At 67.1% G+C, this 18,065-nt stretch carries 13 protein-coding genes and 1 pseudogene; 12 read left to right on the top strand and 2 right to left on the bottom strand.

What is annotated here, in order from left to right:
• From AC5P65_RS16365 to AC5P65_RS16380, 4 genes and pseudogenes are all read left to right on the top strand, one after another.
• Window positions 1–111 (top strand): annotated as a pseudogene (locus AC5P65_RS16365) (IS110 family transposase); the annotation flags it as partial.
• Between the two features lie 166 nt (window positions 112–277).
• On the top strand, window positions 278–1,744 hold the full coding sequence (pyk, locus tag AC5P65_RS16370) for a pyruvate kinase (protein ID WP_021203676.1): 1,467 nt from the start codon (window positions 278–280) through the stop codon (window positions 1,742–1,744).
• A gap of 161 nt (window positions 1,745–1,905) precedes the next feature.
• Entirely contained in the window at window positions 1,906–2,910 is a 1,005-nt protein-coding gene (locus AC5P65_RS16375; protein WP_180832923.1) for a class I fructose-bisphosphate aldolase, read from the top strand.
• A gap of 129 nt (window positions 2,911–3,039) precedes the next feature.
• A complete protein-coding gene (locus tag AC5P65_RS16380; RefSeq protein ID WP_019660019.1) occupies window positions 3,040–4,188 on the top strand; it encodes a hypothetical protein in 1,149 nt (382 codons plus the stop codon).
• A gap of 91 nt (window positions 4,189–4,279) precedes the next feature.
• Here AC5P65_RS16380 and AC5P65_RS16385 read toward each other — a convergent pair whose 3' ends face one another.
• Together AC5P65_RS16385 and cysK are read right to left on the bottom strand one after the other, a co-directional pair.
• Entirely contained in the window at window positions 4,280–4,879 is a 600-nt protein-coding gene (locus AC5P65_RS16385) for an O-acetyl-ADP-ribose deacetylase (RefSeq protein WP_019660020.1), read from the bottom strand.
• 213 nt (window positions 4,880–5,092) lie between these two features.
• Complete coding sequence (cysK, locus tag AC5P65_RS16390; protein ID WP_019660021.1) at window positions 5,093–6,052, bottom strand: cysteine synthase A; 960 nt, start codon at window positions 6,050–6,052, stop codon at window positions 5,093–5,095.
• Window positions 6,053–6,259: 207 nt separating this feature from the next.
• Between cysK and AC5P65_RS16395 the strand changes: the two genes are divergently transcribed.
• From AC5P65_RS16395 to AC5P65_RS16430, 8 genes are all read left to right on the top strand, one after another.
• Window positions 6,260–7,243 carry a LysR family transcriptional regulator gene (locus AC5P65_RS16395; RefSeq protein WP_019660022.1) on the top strand — a complete coding sequence of 328 codons (984 nt, stop codon included), beginning with the start codon at window positions 6,260–6,262 and terminating at the stop codon, window positions 7,241–7,243.
• A gap of 685 nt (window positions 7,244–7,928) precedes the next feature.
• Complete coding sequence (locus AC5P65_RS16400; protein ID WP_111101809.1) at window positions 7,929–8,360, top strand: DUF2946 domain-containing protein; 432 nt, start codon at window positions 7,929–7,931, stop codon at window positions 8,358–8,360.
• Window positions 8,361–8,432: 72 nt separating this feature from the next.
• Window positions 8,433–10,496, top strand: a complete 2,064-nt coding sequence (locus tag AC5P65_RS16405) for a TonB-dependent copper receptor (protein ID WP_329867514.1) — start codon at window positions 8,433–8,435, stop codon at window positions 10,494–10,496.
• 273 nt (window positions 10,497–10,769) lie between these two features.
• Window positions 10,770–11,876 (top strand): efflux RND transporter periplasmic adaptor subunit, encoded by a 1,107-nt coding sequence (locus tag AC5P65_RS16410; RefSeq protein ID WP_019660197.1) that lies wholly within the window; start codon window positions 10,770–10,772, stop codon window positions 11,874–11,876.
• A complete protein-coding gene (locus tag AC5P65_RS16415; protein ID WP_111098279.1) occupies window positions 11,873–14,998 on the top strand; it encodes an efflux RND transporter permease subunit in 3,126 nt (1,041 codons plus the stop codon). Before AC5P65_RS16410 ends, AC5P65_RS16415 begins: the two co-directional genes overlap by 4 nt.
• Window positions 14,991–15,530 (top strand): GNAT family N-acetyltransferase, encoded by a 540-nt coding sequence (locus AC5P65_RS16420; protein ID WP_019660195.1) that lies wholly within the window; start codon window positions 14,991–14,993, stop codon window positions 15,528–15,530. Before AC5P65_RS16415 ends, AC5P65_RS16420 begins: the two co-directional genes overlap by 8 nt.
• 179 nt (window positions 15,531–15,709) lie before the next feature.
• Window positions 15,710–17,221 (top strand): alanine/glycine:cation symporter family protein, encoded by a 1,512-nt coding sequence (locus AC5P65_RS16425; RefSeq protein ID WP_019660194.1) that lies wholly within the window; start codon window positions 15,710–15,712, stop codon window positions 17,219–17,221.
• On the top strand, window positions 17,222–18,055 hold the full coding sequence (locus AC5P65_RS16430; protein WP_111101807.1) for a TrmH family RNA methyltransferase: 834 nt from the start codon (window positions 17,222–17,224) through the stop codon (window positions 18,053–18,055).
• Window positions 18,056–18,065: the final 10 nt, after the last annotated feature.

Raw genomic sequence — 18,065 nt, forward strand, 5'->3', positions numbered from 1 at the left:
AACATCCTGGCCAGAAAGCTGGCCAGGATCGCTTGGGGCGTCTTCAAGAGCGGCCGGGACTTTGACCCGGCCATGCTGAAAGTGGGTCAAGCCTGCTTCCAGCAGGCTTGACCACGAACATAGGATCTCGGCTCTACAGAACTGCCTGCGCCGGCGTATGTCCGGGTGATGTCCGTTCCATGACCCGCGAAGACAAGCGGCACAAGGCTGTAACCGTATACATGCGACGTGAAGGATGTGCTAATTTCCGTCCTTTACCGGGAGAGGCCCATTCACCATGTTCGAGCGTCAGCGTCGCACCAAGATCCTTGCCACCCTCGGTCCGGCCACTGATCCGCCGGGCGTGCTGGAGGATCTGTTCCGCGCCGGCGTCAACGTGGTACGCCTGAACTTCAGCCATGGCGACCCCTCCGGCCAGGCCAAGCGTGCCGCCGAAGTGCGTGCCGCCGCTGCCCGCGTGGGCGTGGAAGTGGGCATCCTGGCCGACCTGCCGGGCCCGAAGATCCGCATCGAGCGCTTTGCCGAAGGCAAGGTGCAGCTCAAGGCGGGTGACCGCTTCGACCTGATCGCCAGCACCAACGCCGGCCCCGGCGATGCGACCCAGGTAGGCGTCAGCTACCTCGGCCTGCCGCAGGACGTCGGCCCGGGCGATGTCCTGCTGCTCGATGATGGCCTGATGCAGCTGCAGGTGGTGGAGGTGCAGGGCGAGCGCATCATCAGCACCGTGCTCAACGACGGCGCGCTGTCTGATCGCAAGGGACTGAACAAGCAGGGCGGTGGCCTCTCGCTGGGCGCACTGACCGAGCGCGACAAGGAACTGATCGGCATCGTCGCCAAGATCGGTGTCGACTTCATCGCCGTGTCGTTCTGCCGCAACGCGCAGGACATGAACGACGCGCGCGAGATCGCCCGCTCGCACGGCTGCGATGCCGCGCTGGTGTCGAAGATCGAGCGCACCGAGGCGATCGAGAACCTGGAAGAGATCGTCGAGGCCAGTGACGTTGTGATGGTCGCCCGTGGCGACCTCGGCGTGGAAATCGGCGATGCCGAGCTGCCCGGCCTGCAGAAGAAGATCATCAAGGCCTCGCTTGCGCAGAACAAGGTGGTGATCACCGCCACGCAGATGCTGCAGTCGATGGTTGAAAGCCCGATCCCGACCCGCGCCGAAGTGCTGGACGTGGCCAACTCGGTCATCGATGGTACCGACGCGGTGATGCTGTCGGCCGAGACCGCTGCCGGTGCCTGGCCGGTCAAGGCGGTGGAAGCGATGGCGCGTATCTGCCTGGGTGCCGAGCGCCAGTTCCAGACCGAGACCGACTTCAACGCCTCGCCGCGTAATCTGGAACGTGCCGACCAGGCGATTGCCATGGCCACCATGTTCCTGTCGCAGCACGTGGGCGTGCGTGCGATCGTGGCGATGACCGAATCCGGTGGCACCGCCCGCTACCTGTCGCGGTTCCGCGCCAAGGCGCCGGTGTTCGCAGTCACCCGCCACGACGGCGCGCGCCGCCAGATGGCCCTGATGCGCGATGTGTTCCCGATCAACTTCGACAGCCGCGGGCTGACCCCGCGCGAAGCCGCGCGCGGCAGCATCCGCCTGCTGGTGGAAGCCGAACTGCTGCAGGCCGGTGACCGCGTCGTGTTCACCAGTGGCGAGCACATGGAAACCCACGGTGCCACCAATACCCTGCGCCTGCTGGAAGTGGGAGAGGACGGCCGCGCCATCGGCCTGGGCGACCTCTGAGGCCCGCCGGGGTCGGATCCCCGCAAGGGCTCTGACCCCGTGCCGCAGGACATCGCTTGTCCTGCGCCGACATTGGAATCGTTTCCATTCTGGCCTGCACGCCGGCGCAACGGGCGGCGGGGCTATACTTGTGTTTTTCCCGCACCCGCCACAGGAAGTACATGAGCATCGAACAGCTGGCTGAAACCGCCCAGGCCATGGTTGCCCCGGGCAAGGGCATCATCGCGATCGACGAATCCACCGCTACCATCGCCAAGCGTTTCGCTGGCGTCGGTATCGAGAACACCGAGGAGAACCGTCGTGCCTACCGCGAACTGCTGCTGACCACGCCGAAGCTCAACGAGCACATCTCCGGCGCCATCCTGTTTGACGAAACCATCCGCCAGTCGACCAAGGACGGCGTGCCGTTCGCCAAGTACATGGCCGACCACGGCATGATTCCGGGCATCAAGGTGGACAAGGGCGCGCACCCGCTGGCCGGCTGCCCGGGCGAGCTGGTGACCGAAGGCCTGGATGGCCTGCGCGAGCGCCTGCAGGAGTACTACAAGCTGGGCGCGCGGTTTGCCAAGTGGCGTGCTGTGATCAACATCGGCGAGAGCATCCCGTCGGGCACCTGCATCGAGTCCAACGCCCATGCGCTGGCCCGCTACGCAGCGCTGTGCCAGGAATGCGGCCTGGTGCCGATGGTCGAGCCGGAAGTGATCATGGACGGCGACCACGACATCGAGACCTGCTACGAAGTCACCGAAGCGACCCTGCGTTCGCTGTTCGACGCCCTGTACCAGCAGAACGTGCTGCTGGAAGGCACCATCCTGAAGGCTTCGATGGTCATCTCGGGCAAGGACTGTGAAGAGCAGGCCGACGTCGAGGAAGTGGCCGAGTCGACCGTGATGTGCCTGAAGAGCACCGTGCCGGCCATCCTGCCGGGCGTGGTGTTCCTGTCCGGTGGCCAGAGCGACGAGCAGTCCACCGAGCACCTGAACGCGATGAACCAGCTGGGCAACCTGCCGTGGCCGCTGAGCTTCTCCTACGGCCGTGCCATGCAGCAGGCCGCGTTGAAGCTGTGGGCCAAGGACATGAAGGGCAACTACGCTTCTGCCCAGAAGACCGTGTACGAGCGCGCCAGGGACAATGGCCTGGCCGCGCTGGGCAAGTGGAACGGGTGATCCGTCCCATCGCTGGATAAACAAGGCAGCGCCGGCATCACGCCGGCGTTTGCTTTTGCGGGTATCTTTTCCGCCCCCATGCGCCCGGCCGGTGCGTGGGAACCACATGGAAGGCCAAGGAGAAACAACATGCGTTTGGCAGCAATCACACTGGCCGTAGCCACGGTCCTGGTCGCCGGCGGGTGCAACCGCATCGGTGGCGGCGGTGCCGAGGCAGGCAAGGCCGCGTCGCTCGATTTCGACAAGCCGGTCTCCGGCGAGATCACCTCGCGCAGCGGCATCAACTTCAATGACGGCAGCCATCACCAGCTCTACCAGATCAAGCTGGAAGACAGGGATCTGGTCGGCCTGAAGCTCACTGGTGCCCTCAGCGGCTCGATTGCGGTGTTCAACAACGGCAGCCTGGTATCCACCAGCAACACAGGCTATGAGCGCGAGGGGGACGTCTCGCTGGCTTTCCGTGCCAACGGCAGTGGTACCTACCAGGTGGCAGTCAACGCCGATGGCCCGACCGCGTTCGGCCCTTATCGCCTTCGCGCCGAGAAGCTGAAGCCGTACGACGGCAAGCCGCTGGCGGGCAGTGGCGAGATCGTCGATATGCTGGCCAGCAACTCGCAGGACTACACGTTGCAGGTGGACAAGGCGGGCCTGTACGAGATCCGGCTGGTCTCGGACGCCTTCGACCCGGTGCTGAAGCTGTCCGGGCAGGGCGTGGATGCCGAGAATGACGACGGCGGGGACAGCACCAACTCGCGCCTGACCCTGTCGCTGAAGCCGGGCAAGTACACGCTGACCGCGCGTGGCCTCGGCGACGGCGTCAGTGGCATGTTCACCTTGTCGGCCAATCGGATCGAGCTGCCGGGCAACCTGGTCGATCGCGATGGCACCGCACTGCCGAAGTCCGGCAGCGTGTACACGATGCTCGATAACGATGGCGTCCGCCGCTTCCTGCTGACGCTGGACCGTCCGACCAATGTGCGGCTGGATGCAATCTCCGGCCAGGTCGATACCGTGCTGCGCGTGGTTGGCGGCGATGTCGAACTGACCGACGATGACGGTGGCAACGATACCAACGCACGCCTGGAAGAAGCGTTGCCTGCCGGTCATTACACCGTCGAGGTGTCCAGCCTCAGCAACGGCGCGGGCATGGTGGAAGTGCGTGTGCAGGTGGACGGCGCCAGCGCCGATGGGGCTGCTGCTTCGGCGGCAAGTGCCGCTGCCGACGCGGCCGCTGCTGCGGCCGATGATGCCGCCGCGGTGGAAGCTGCCAGCCGTTGAGCGTGTTCCACACTCCGTGGGAGTGTGGACAACGGCGCAACAGGAAAGGCCGGGCAATGCCCGGCCTTTTCCTTGAAGCTGACCGCCGGATTCAGTGCGCGGCGGCGAAGCCCGCATCACCCAGCGGCGACAGCATCGAGCCGCGCGGTTCGCCGTCTGCGCCTTGCCCGGCGGCGCTCAACGCTTGCTGGTACGCCTTGGCCGTCGCGGTATTGAACGCCACCAGCACGATGCGCATCGGCTGCGCATGGCTGCGCTGCCAGGCCAGTGTCTCGGTCACGGCGATCTGCGCCGCCTGGTACAGCGGATAGCCATACACACCGCAGCTGATCGCCGGGAAGGCGATCGACTGCACCCCCAGCGACTCGGCCAGCTGCAGCGATTTCCAGTAGCAGTTGGCGAGCAATGCCGGCTCGTCGCGCTGGCCGTCGTGCCAGACCGGGCCCACCGTGTGCAGTACATGCCGTGCCGGCAAGGCGTAAGCGCCGGTGGCACGCACTTCGCCGGTCGGGCAACGCACGCCCGGGCGCAGCTCGGGCAACCGCTCGCACTCGGCCCGCAATGCGGGGCCGGCCGCACGATGGATCGCGCCGTCCACACCACCGCCGCCGAGCAATGTTTCGTTGGCCGCGTTGACGATCGCATCCACCGCCAGGGTCGTGATGTCACCCTGCCAAACTTCGATCTTCATGCGTCCGTCTCCTGCCTGTGAGGTGTTCCGCGCAGCCTCTGCGCCGGCTGTACCCCACGGTAGGGGACAGGGCATCGATACTGCGTCATGACCGTCTCACGCGCTGCGATCCGACGGCCTTCACGCACGATGGCGGTCGCTGCCTTCACGCAGGCTGAAGCGGTCATGGATCCGCGGCAGGCGGTGGCGCCAGGCAATGCCCGGCGGCTTGCGTCATGGCAGGCCAGCCAGCCAGTCGTCGTCGGAACCCTCGTTCACATCGGCGAACAGCGGCGTGGAGAAATAGCGTTCACCGGTGTCCGGCAGCATCGCCAGGATCACCGAGCCCGGCTCAGCGCGGGCTGCCACGTCCAGCGCGCTGGCCACGGTGGCGCCGGCGGAGATGCCGACGAAGATCCCTTCCTCCGCCGCCAGTCGGCGCGCGGTGGCGATGGCGCGGTCATCCTCCACCGACACCAGTTCATCCACCACATCGCGGTTGAGCACGTCCGGCACGAAATCCGGGGTCCAGCCCTGGATCTTGTGCGGTTTCCAATCATCGCCCTTGAGCAGGGCGGCGCCGGCGGGTTCGGTAGCAATGACGCGGGTCTGCGGGCGCGCGACCTTCAACACTTCGCCCACGCCGGTGAGCGTGCCGCCGGTGCCCCAGCCACTGACGAAGTAATCCAGCCGCTTGCCGGCGAAGTCGCGCAGGATCTCGGCGGCCGTGGTGTTGCGGTGATAAGCCGGATTGGCCGGGTTGGCGAACTGGCTGGCCAGGAACCAGCCATGCTGCTCGGCCAGTTCGCGCGCCTTGCGCACCATGCCGCTGCCACGCTCGGCGGCCGGGGTCAGGATTACCTTCGCGCCATAGGCGCGCATCAGTTTGCGACGCTCCACCGAAAAGGTCTCGACCATCGTGGCCACGAATTTGTAGCCGCGCGCGGCAGCGACCATCGCCAGCGCCACGCCGGTGTTGCCCGAGGTGGCCTCCACGATCGTGTCGCCTGGCTTGAGCAGGCCACGCGCTTCGGCGTCGAGGATGATTGCCAGCGCCAGGCGGTCCTTGACCGAGCCGCCCGGATTGAATGACTCGACCTTGGCGTAGACGCTGACCTGTGGCGGTGCCAGGCGCTGCAGCCTGACGATGGGGGTGTTGCCGACGGTATCGAGGATGGACTCGTACAGGGCCATGGAAGCGCTCCGGAAACGGGGCCGCGCCGGGCTTCGGCGGGCAAAGGGGGAGGGCTGGCTGTTCAGGCCAGCGGCTGCCGGCTGACCGTAGCGCCGGCATATGACGCCCGGAAATGACCAGATACCTTTCTTAAACAACCTTTGGTTATAAGCTGGTGACGGCAATTGACCCTAGAGTGGACCTCCGCCCCACGCCGCCTGCCTCCCATGACGCTGACCCAGCTGCGCTACCTGGTTGCCATTGCCGATGCCGAGCTGAACATCACGCTCGCTGCCTCGCGCGTGCACGCCACCCAGCCCGGCCTGTCCAAGCAGCTCAAGCAGCTGGAAGACGAGCTCGGCTTTCTGTTGTTCGTGCGCAAGGGCCGCAGCCTGGAGTCGGTCACCCCGGCCGGCACCGAGGTCATCGCCCGCGCCCGCGCGGTGCTGGCTGAGGCCAACAACATCCGCACCTACGCGGCAAACCAGCGTCGCGAGAGCCAGGGTCAGCTGATCCTGACCACCACGCACACCCAGGCGCGCTTCGTGCTGCCGCCGGCGGTGGCGGCGATCAAGCAGGCCTACCCGCAGGTCAGCGTGCACCTGCAGCAGGCCGGTGAAGCCGACGCGCTGGACCGCTTGAACCAGGGTGATGCCGATATTGCGATCATCAGCACCGCAGGCGGTGAGCCCACCGATGGCATCGCAGTGCCGCTGTTCCGCTGGCGGCGCCTGGTGGTGGTGCCCAAGGGCCACCCGCTGGACCGCGCCGGCCGCGCACCGGACCTGGCCGCGCTGGCCCGCCAGCCATTGATCAGCTACGAATCCTCGACCCGACCGAACTCATCCCTGCAACGCGCCTTCGCCGCCAATGGGCTGGTGCCCGATCTGGCACTGACCGCGCTGGATGCGGACCTGATCAAGACCTACGTGCGCACGGGTCTTGGCGTAGGCCTGCTGGCCGAGATGGCGGTCAGTTCCAACGATGAAGACCTGCGTTCGTGGCCGGCCCCGGACCCGATCGCCGAGTGCATCGCCTGGGCGGTGCTGCCGCGCGACCGCGTGCTGCGTGACTACGCGCTGGAGCTGGTGCATGTGCTGGCACCGCAGATTGATCCGCGTGACCTGCGCAGGGTGCTGGATGGCAACCAGGCGGCGGCGTGGCCGGTGCCACCGACGTGGGAGTCACTGACCCAGACCATCACGGTGTGAGGGGTTGGTCGAGCAGGGCTTGCAGCCCTGCACCCACTACGACATTCAAGCAACAGCAACAGCAGAAGCGTGCATTCCGTGGGTTGGCGGGGCGGTGTCGGAGTGCGGGGACGCTGCAAGTACGTCCCTGTAAGCTTGGCAGCCGCATCCATGCGGCTGACACCCCGCACTCCGACACCGCCCCACCTCTGACAGATCCCGATGGCTGTTGGTAGGAGTCGACCTTGGTCGACACGTAGATCCATGCCATGCGTGGATGAATCTCCATCGAAATCGAATATTTCGAATTGAAATCGAAAAGCATCCACGCATGGCGTGGATCTACTGCAGATCGCGGAGATCTGTCGAAGGTGGGGTGGGTCCGGTTGCGGGAGTGTCCGCGGCATGGGCCCGAGGCATGCCTCGGGCGGGTTGGGCAGGACGCCCAACCCCGGTCTTGCCGTGTGCGCAGGAAAGCGCACACGAGCAAGCCGCGGCCAAGCCCCGGGGGTCACTTCATGGATGGGTTTACGGCGTCTCCCGCAACCGGACCCACCCCGCCCACCCTCAGGAAACCGCTTTTGCTGTTGCTTCGGCTCTTGCCGTGGTCCGCAGCAGGTGCAGGGCTGCAAGCCCTGCCGATAAACTCCCTCCTGCGACGGTTCGTCGCACAGGGCAACCCTGGACCCACCTCTACACTAGCGCGGTGACCCGCCTGTCCCGCCCGCAGCGCCTTCTGCTCCAGCTCGCCGTCCTGGCGACGCTGCTGATGGTGCTTGCGCCGCTGGTCAGCCGCGCGCTGCAGGCGCCGCCGATGGACCACACCGCAATGGCGGGCATGGACCACGCCGCCATGGGCCATGGCATGCACGACATGACCATGGCCGGGCACGACCCGCATGGCGCTTCGCAGGCAGCACCCAAGCGCCCAGCCGACCCCCACGCCATGCATGGCGAAGTCTGCGAATACTGCGTGCTGGCCATGCGCCTGCTGCCGTGGCTGGCGGTGCTGGTGCTGCAGTTGCCGCTGCTGTGGCGGCCGCGCCTGGTGTTCCCGTGGTCGCAACAGGTGCTGCCGGCACTGCGCTGGCCGGCGCATGCCGCACGTGGACCACCACGCTCCTCCATCGTCCGCTGATGTCCCTATCGAATCTGCCGCACGACGCCTGACCGGGCGCCGTGCGCGCGTGCGTACCTTGGAGCTGTTCCGATGAAAATGACTTCCCGCCCCGCGGGCGCCTGCGCGCGCCTGCCGGTTGCCCTTGGCCTGGCCGTGGCCGCGTCACTGGCCCACGCTGCGCCTGCTGAAGAAGCGCGCACCCTCGACACGATGGTGGTCACTGCCGCCGCGCCTTCGTCGCCACTGCACTGGGTGACCGATCCGCGCCTGCCGCGGCAGCCGGTCCCCGCCAGTGATGGCGCCGATTACCTGAAGACCGTGCCTGGCTTCTCCGCCATCCGCAACGGCGGCACCAACGGTGACCCGGTGCTGCGCGGCATGTTCGGTTCGCGGCTGAACATCCTCAGCAACGATGGCAACCTGATCGGTGCCTGCCCGTCGCGCATGGACAATCCGCTTTCCTATATCGCGCCGGAGAGCTTCGACCGGCTGACCATCATCAAGGGCCCGCAGAGCGTGCGCTGGGGCGCAGGTGCCTCGGCCGGCACCATCCGTTTCGAGCGCGATACGCCGCGCTTCGAGGAACCCGGTCTGCGTGCCGATGCCAGTGGACTGGTCGGCTCGCGCAACCGCAACGACCAGGTGCTGGACCTGACGCTGGGCAATCCGGCCGGTTACGTGCGTGCCAGCGGCAATCGCTCGGAAGCGGACGACTACAAGGATGGTCATGGTGACGTGGTGCCGTCGAAGTGGCGCAAGTGGAACGGCGACGTGGCCATCGGCTGGACGCCGGACGCCGATACGCTGCTGGAAATCTCCGCCGGTGCCGGCGATGCGATCGCGCGCTATGCCGGGCGTGGCATGGACGGCGCCGCGTTCGAGCGCACCAGCTACGCGGCACGCTTCGAGAAGCGCAACCTGCCGGGCGCGTGGGAAACGTTGCAGGCCAACGTGTACTACAACGAAGCCGACCATGTGATGGACAACTACACGCTGCGCACGCCGAATCCCAACAGCATGATGCCCATGCCGATGGCTTCGAACGTGGACCGCCGAACCCAGGGCGGCCGGGCCAGTTCCGAGTGGCGCTGGCAGGAGGTGCAGCTGGTGGCCGGTGTGGACGGTGAGGACAGCCGCCACCGTGGCCGCAACGGCATGGGCCGCGATACTTACCGCCAGGCCGCGTGGCAGACCGATGCGAACTTCCACCGCTATGGCGTGTTCACCGAGTTGACCCTGGGTGCCGGCACGGACCAGCGCTGGATCAGTGGCCTGCGCATCGACCGTGCCAGCGCCCGCGATGAGCGGCAATCGATCGGCGGCATGATGGGCAACCGGCCCAATCCCAGCGCCGGGCAGACGCGCAAGGAATGGCTCGGCAGCGGGTTCCTGCGCTACGAGCAGGACCTTGCCGACGGCCTGACCTGGTACGCCGGCCTCGGCCGCAGTGAACGCATGCCCGACTACTGGGAGCTGTTCTCGCCCAACCATGGCCCGTCGGGCGCAGTGAACGCGTTCACCGGCGTGCAGCCCGAGCGCACCACCCAGCTCGACATGGGCCTGCAGTTCAAGGGACCGCGTGTGCAGGCATGGGTATCGGCGTATGCCGGGCAGATCCAGGACTACATCCTGTTCACCTATCACGGCAGCGGCATGATGGGCATGAGCCAGGCCAACAACGTCGATGCGCGCATCGCCGGTGCCGAAGCCGGGCTGGAAGTGAGCCTGGCTGCGCAGTGGAAGCTGGGTGGCACGCTGGCCTATGCCTGGGGCGAGAACCGCGACCAGCAGCGTCCGCTGCCGCAGATGCCGCCGTTGGAAGCGCGCCTGAGCGCGAACTGGGAAGGCCAGCGCTGGAGTGCCGGTGCGCTGCTGCGTGCGGTGACCCATCAGCATCGTGTCGCAGATGGACAGGGCAACGTGGTCGCGCAGGACCTGGGGCCGAGTGCCGGCTTCGCTACCTTCGCGCTCAATGCCGCTTACCGCTTCAGTTCGCAGCTGCAGCTCAGCGCCGGCGTCGACAACCTGTTCGACCGCGCCTACAGCGAGCACCTGAACCTGGCCGGCAGCGCCGACTTCGGCTTCCCGGCCGACCCGGTACGCATCAACGAGCCCGGGCGCAGCCTGTGGATGAAGGTGAACTACCGGTACTGATCGGCCGGGTAAAAAAAAACGGGGCCGGATCCCCGCCAGGATCCGTCCCCGCCCGACGCCCTCTGTCGGGCAGCTTCGACTCTACGATGACAACGCCTGCGGCGCACGGCGGGATACACCTCGACACATGCCGACACCGCTGCTGCGAGCCTTGCACGGAACAGGTTCACGGCGCTATCGCCCCGCCGGTGCCACGCCAGTAAACGCTTGGCACATATCGCTTCCACGGGTGCTTGCCTACACTCGGCGGCCGTGGATCTATCAGGACCGTTCATGTTGGCTCGCATTGCTTCGACCCTGGCCCTTGGCCTCAGCCTGGCCCTTCTGGCCGGGTGCGGGGGCAAACAGGAGGCCGCCGCCCGTCGGCAGGGCGAAGCGGTGCCGGTGACCGCGCAGGTCGTGCAGTCCTCGCAGTGGAATGACACGCTGCAGGCGCTGGGCACGGCCAAGGCGCGCGAGTCCATCAGCGTGACGGCCAAGGTCAGCGAAATCGTCGAGAAGGTGCACTTTGAAAGTGGCCAGCATGTGGCCGCCGGTGCGCCGATCGTGACCCTGCGCGGGCAGGCCCAGGAGGCCGCGCTGGTGCAGGCGCAGGCCACCTTCCACGAAGCCGACCAGCTGTACAGGCGCCAGCGCGAGCTGGCCTCCCAGCGCCTGGTGTCCAGCGCCACCCTGGATACGCAGAAGTCGATCCGCGATGCGGCCGAGGCGCGCGTGATGCAGATGCAGGCCGACATCGGTGACCGCCGCGTGCGCGCGCCGTTCGCTGGCGTGCTCGGCATCCGCCAGGTCAGCCCCGGCTCGCTGGTGACCCCGACCACGGTCATCGCCACGCTCGATGACATCGAGCACATGCACGTCGATTTCCAGGTGCCGGAAGTGGAGCTGGCTGCGCTGGGCGTCGGTGACAAGGTCAGCGCCACCAGCGTGGCGTGGCCGGGCCGCACCTTCGAGGGTGAGGTCAGCACCATCGATGCGCGCATCGATCCGGTCACCCGTGCGGTGACCGTGCGCGCCGACTTCGCCAACGGCGATCATGCGCTGCGCCCGGGCATGCTGCTGGACGTGCGGCTGTTCCGCCCCGAGCGCCCGGCGCTGGTGGTCCCGGAAATCGCCGTGGTGCAGGTCGGCCGCGATACCTTCGTGTACCGCATCAAGGCCGACGACAGCGTCGAGCGCGTGGACGTGGTCACCGGTGCGCGCCGCGCCGGCGTGGTCGAGATCAAGCAGGGGCTGGAAGCGGGCCAGCGCATCGTGGTTGATGGCACCGGCAAGCTGCGCCCGGGCCTGAAGGTCGCGGCCAGGGATGCGGCACCGGCCAGCGGCGCGAAACCGGATGCCGCGCCGGCACCGGCCGCGGCCGAGGGGCACGGCGGATGAAACTGTCCGACATCTCCATCCAGCGGCCGGTGTTCGCCGTGGTGATGAGCCTGCTGCTGCTGGTGCTGGGCGTGATGTCCTTCACCCGCCTGACCCTGCGCGAGCTGCCTGCCATCGACCCGCCCATTGTTTCGGTGTCGGTGGATTACACCGGTGCCTCGGCGGCGGTCATCGAAAGCCGCATCACCCAGGTCCTGGAAGATGCACTGGCCGGCATCGAAGGCATCGATACGATCAACGCGCGCAGCACCAACGGCCGCTCGCAGGTCAGCATCGAGTTCACCTCCAACCGCGATATCGAAGCGGCGGCCAACGACGTGCGCGATGCGGTCAGCCGCGTCGCCGACCGCATGCCGGAAGAAGCCCGGCCGCCGGAAATCGCCAAGGTCGAAAGCGATGCCGACCCGATCATCTGGTTCAACATGGTCTCTTCGACCATGGACACGCTGGAACTGAGCGATTACGCCGACCGCTATGTGGTCGACCGCTTCTCCAGCCTCGACGGCGTGGCCCAGGTCCGCATCGGCGGCCGCCAGCGCTATGCGATGCGCATCTGGCTGGACCGCGACCAGCTGGCCGCACGTGGGCTGACCACCGGCGACGTGGAAACCGCACTGCGCAACGAGAACGTGGAACTGCCGGCCGGTCGCATCGAGTCGACCGACCGTGATTTCACCCTGCGCGTGGAGCGCAACTACATCAAGCCCGAGGATTTCGCCACCATCCCGCTGGGCAAGGGCCGCGACGGCTACGTGGTGCGCATGGGCGACGTGGCGAAGATCGAACTGGCCTCGGCCGAGCGCCGCGCCTACTACCGCAGTAACGGCGAGCCGGGCATCGGCCTGGGTATCGTCAAGACCTCCACCGCCAACTCGCTGGACGTGGCGCGCACCGCGCGCGCTGAAGCCGAGCGGGTGGCACTGACCCTGCCCAAGGGCACGCAGATCTTTGTTGCGTTCGACAACACCACCTTCATCGAAGCCGCCGTTGACCGCGTCTACGCCACGCTGGTGGAGGCAATGATCCTGGTGCTGGCGGTGATCTGGCTGTTCCTCGGCAGCTTCCGTGCCGCACTGATTCCGGCGGTGACCGTGCCGGTCTGCCTGGTGGCCGCGTTCATCGCACTGTACGCGTTCGACTTCTCGATCAACCTGCTGACCCTGTTGGCACTGGTGCTGTGCATCGGCCTGGTGGTGGACGATGCGATCGTGGTGGTGGAAAACGTGCAGCGCCGCATCGACCTGGGCGAGCCCCCACTGGTGGCCTCCAAGCGCGGTACCACGCAGGTTGCCTTCGCGGTGATCGCCACCACCGCCGTGCTGGTGGCGGTGTTCCTGCCGGTCGGTTTCCTGGAAGGCAATACCGGGCGCCTGTTCCGCGAGCTGGCGGTGGCGCTGGCGGCAGCGGTGGCGCTGTCCGCATTCGTAGCGCTGACGCTGACGCCGATGATGGCGTCCAAGCTGCTCAAGCCGCACACCGGGCAGGCACCACGTGGCCTGCATGGCTTCATCAACCGCAATCTGGAGCGCCTGGCCTCGGGCTATGGCCGCGTGCTCGACCACCATGTCGACCGCACCTGGATCTACCTGCTGGTGATGGTGGCCGCACTGGCTGCCAGCTGGGGCCTGCTCAAGCTGCTGCCGTCGGAACTGGCGCCGGCCGAAGACCGCGGTTCGTTCCAGATCATGATCGACGGCCCGGAAGGCGCCGGCTACGACTACACCGTGCAGCAGGTGCAGCAGGTGGAAGCGCTGCTGGCGCCGCATGTCGGCCCGGACAAGCCGATCGTGCGCGCCAACCCGCGCGTGCCGGGCGGCTGGGGCGCCAGCGAGGAGATGCACACCGGCCGCGTCAGCATCTTCCTGCAGCCGTGGCGCCAGCGCAGCGAGGGGACGCCTGAAGTGGCCGACGCGCTGCAGAAAGAACTGGACACCATCCGCGGCGTGCGCGTGCGCACGCAGGTGGGCGGTGGCCTGGTGCGCAGTGGCGGGCAGCCGTTCCAGATCGTGCTGGGCGGCCCCGAATATGCCGAGATCGCGCAGTGGCGCGACCGCATCCTGCTGCGCATGGCCGACAATCCCGGCCTGGTCGGCCCCGACTCGGACTACAAGGAAACCCGGCCGCAGATGCGGGTGAACATCGACCGCCAGCGCGCGGCCGACCTCGGCGTGCCGGTCACCGCGATCGGATCGGCGCTGGAAACCATGATGGGTTCGCGCCGCGTCACCACCTTCGTCGACAACGGCGAGGAGTACGACGTGCTGGTGCAGGCCGGGCGCGATGGCCGTGCCAGCCCGGCCGACCTGGCCGCGATCCGCGTGCGTGCCACCTCCGGCGAGCTGGTGCCGCTGTCCAACCTGGTCACGCTGAGCGAAGTGGCCGAGGCCGGAACCCTGAACCGCTTCAACCGACTGCGCTCGATCACCATCAGTGCCGGCCTGGCGCCAGGCTATCCGTTGGGCGAGGCCATTGCCTGGGCACAGAACGTGGCCCGGGAAGAGCTGCCGCAGTACGCACAGGTGAACTGGAAGGGTGAGTCGCGTGAGTACCAGAGTGCCGGCGGTGCGGTGCTGCTGACCTTCGCGATGGCCCTGCTGGTGGTGTACCTGGTGCTGGCCGCGCAGTTCGAAAGCTTCATCCACCCGCTCACCATCATGCTGACCGTGCCGCTGGGTGTGCTCGGTGCGCTGGTCGGCCTGTGGGTGAGTGGCGGCACGGTGAACCTGTTCAGCCAGATCGGCATCGTGATGCTGGTTGGCCTGGCAGCGAAGAACGGCATCCTCATCGTCGAATTCGCCAACCAGCTGCGCGATGACGGGCGCACGGTGCGCGAGGCGATCATCGAATCGGCGATGGTGCGCCTGCGCCCGATCCTGATGACCTCGATCGCCACCGTGGTCGGCGCGATTCCGCTGGTGGTCGCCGGTGGCCCCGGCTCGGCCAGCCGTGGCACGATCGGTATCGTGATCATCTTCGGCGTAACTCTTTCGACCTTCCTGTCGCTGTTCGTGGTGCCGGCGTTCTACGCACGGCTGGCCCCGTACACCCGCTCGCCGGAAGCGGTGAAGCGCGAGCTGGAGAAGCAGGAAGCGGAATCGCCGTCGGTGGGTGGCCATGCCTGACCCGACCACCGTGCTGCGAGGTGAAGGCTTCCAATTGCGCCCCTGGCGCCCGGATGATCTGGAATCGCTGCTGCACCACGCCAACGACGCCGAGGTGTCGCGGGGCCTGCGTGATCGCTTTCCGTACCCGTACACGCGCGGGGATGGCGAGGCCTTCCTCGCCGGCCGCGTGCTGGCTCCCGGCACCCTGAACCTGGCCATCGAGATAGACGGCCAGGCCTGCGGCAGCGTCGGTGCCCAGCAGGGCGTGGCCGAGCGTGGGCATACCGCCGAACTGGGTTACTGGCTGGGCCGGGCCTACTGGGGCCAGGGCCTGATGACCCGGGTGGTCGGTGTGTTTGCGCCTTGGGTGATGGACGAGCTGCGCCTGTTCAGGCTGCAGGCCACGGTGGTCGACTTCAATCTCGGCTCGGCCCGGGTGCTGGAGAAGAACGGCTTCCAGGAAGAGGGCGTGGAGCGCTGCGCGGTCTACAAGCGCGGCGTGCTGCACGACCTGCGCCGCTTCGCCCGGGTACGCACGCAGCTGCCCTGAACGCGCGGGCTGGCCGCTGTAGCACCGAGCCCATGCTCGGCTGATTCCGGGGCCCAAGCCGGACATGGGCTCGGCGCTACAAGACAGCGCTACCGCAGCGGCCTTCGATCAGGGAGAATCGACCGGTCCCCTCCAGCCGACGGGACGTCCTTACAACCCGCCGACTGGAGAGAGCGCGCGTGGAAGCAACCGTACACTTCATCAACAGCATCATCTGGAGCAAGGCACTGATCTTCGTGTGCCTGGGCGCCGGCCTGTTCTTCAGCCTGCGCACGCGCTTCATGCAGATCCGTGGCTTCTTCGAAATGTGCCGCCTCACCGTCAGGGGTGAGAAATCCGACGCCGGCGTGTCCTCGTTCCAGGCGCTGGCCATGTCGATGGCCGGCCGCATGGGCATCGGCAATATTGCCGGCGTGGCCACCGCCATCGCCTTCGGCGGCCCCGGGGCGATCTTCTGGATGTGGGTGATGGGCTTCCTCGGCGCGTCCACCTCGTACGTGGAATGCACCCTGGCGCAGATCTACAAGACCAAGGACGCCGAAGGCCGCTACCGCGGTGGCCCGGCGTACTACATCGAGAAGGCGATGGGCCTGAAGTGGTATGCGCTGGCCTTCGCCATCGCCACGATCATCGCCGCAGGTTTCCTGATGCCGGGCGTGCAGGCCAATGCCATCGCCGACAGCATCATCAACGCCTGCCGTGGCACCGCGCTGTGCGGGCCGCTCGACGGCCAGGCCTTCGGCATGGAATCGGTGCAGGCGCTGAAGCTGGGCATCGGCATCGTGGTCGCGCTGCTGCTGGGCGTGGTGATCTTCGGTGGCGTCAAACGCATCGCCAACTTCGCCGAAGTGGTGGTGCCGTTCATGGCTGCCGGTTTCATCCTGATGGCCATCATCATCATGGTCATCAACTACGACCGCGTGCCGGAAATGTTCGGCATCATCTTCAAGAGTGCCTTCGGCACGCATGCCGCATTCGGCGCCATGATGGGCCTGGCGGTGGAGTGGGGCATCAAGCGCGGCATCTACGCCAACGAAGCCGGCCAGGGTTCGGGCCCGCATGCAGCGGCTGCCTCGGAAGTCTCGCACCCGGCCAAGCAGGGCTATGTGCAGGCCTTCGCCATCTACTTCGACACCATGATGGTGTGCACCGCCACCGCGTTCCTGATCCTGGCCAGCGGCACCTACAACGTGTACTCGCCGGCAGGTGCCAGCGCACCGCCGATCTTCCAGGGCCTGGCCGGCATTCCCGAAGGCGCCGGTTACGCCCAGGCCGGCGTGGAAGCGGTGCTGCCGGGCTGGGGTTCGGCATTCGTGTCCATCGCCATCTTCTTCTTCGCCTTCACCACCATCATGGCGTACTACTACATGGCCGAGACCAACCTCAGCTATGTAAACCACAACAGGAAGCGCCCGCTGACGGTGCTGGTGCTGCGCCTGGGCATCATCGGCATGGTGGTGTTCGGCGCGTTCCACAATGCCACCCTGGCCTGGGCGCTTGGCGACATCGGCGTGGGCCTGATGGCCTGGCTGAACATCATTGCCATCCTCATCATCCAGAAGCCGGCGATGCTGGCCCTGCGTGACTACGAACGACAGAAGAAGCTGGGCCTGGATCCGGTGTTCGACCCTGATGCCTTGGGCATCAAGAACGCCGATTTCTGGCGCCAGCGCAAGCAGGAGAGTGTGTAAGTGAACAACCCTTGGAACAACCGCCGCCCGTCCGCCCGTCCGCCGCGCGCAACGCCGTTGCCGCGCCCGGAGGTGCCGGCCACGGGCGGTGGTGGGCGCGGTGGCAGCGATGAGCTGCGTCTGTACGGCCTGAATGCCGTGCTGGCTGCGTTCGAAGCGCGGCCGCAGGCGCTGCGCAAGCTGTACCTGCTGGAAGCACGCATTCCGCGCCTGCAGCCGTTGTTGAAGTGGTGCGTGGCCAACCGCGTGGGCTACCGCGTGGTCGAGGATGGCGATCTGAACAAGCTGGCCGGCACCACCCATCACGAAGGCGTGGTGGCCGACATGCTGCGCGCACCGGCACTGCCGCTGGCGCAGTGGCTGCAGCAGGTCGGTGACGGCCCGGCGCTGGCGCTGTGGCTGGATGGCGTGGGCAACCCGCACAACCTCGGTGCGATCCTGCGCTCGGCCGCGCACTTCGGCGTCAAGGCGCTGCTTCTGCCGGCTGGCAGCACGCTGGCGCTGTCCGGTGCCGCCGCGCGCGTGGCCGAAGGCGGCGCCGAAGCGGTGCCGCTGGTGCAGCTGCCGGAGACCGCTCAGGCAATGGCACAACTGCGCGCAGCCGGTTTCGGCCTGGCCGCGACCCTGGTCGAGGGCGGTGATGACGTGTTCCGCGCGTCCCTGCCAGACCGGCTGGTGTACGTGATGGGCGCCGAAGGCGAGGGCATGGACCGTGGCCTGGCGAGCCAGTGCGATCTGCAGGTCTCGATCCCCGGCAGCGGCGCGGTGGAAAGCCTGAATGTTGCTTCCGCCACGGCCGTGCTGCTGGCGCAGTGGGCGAGCCGCCGCGGCTGAGTGACGCCCG

This window comes from Stenotrophomonas sp. YJH_SMC_48-3, assembly GCF_059369375.1.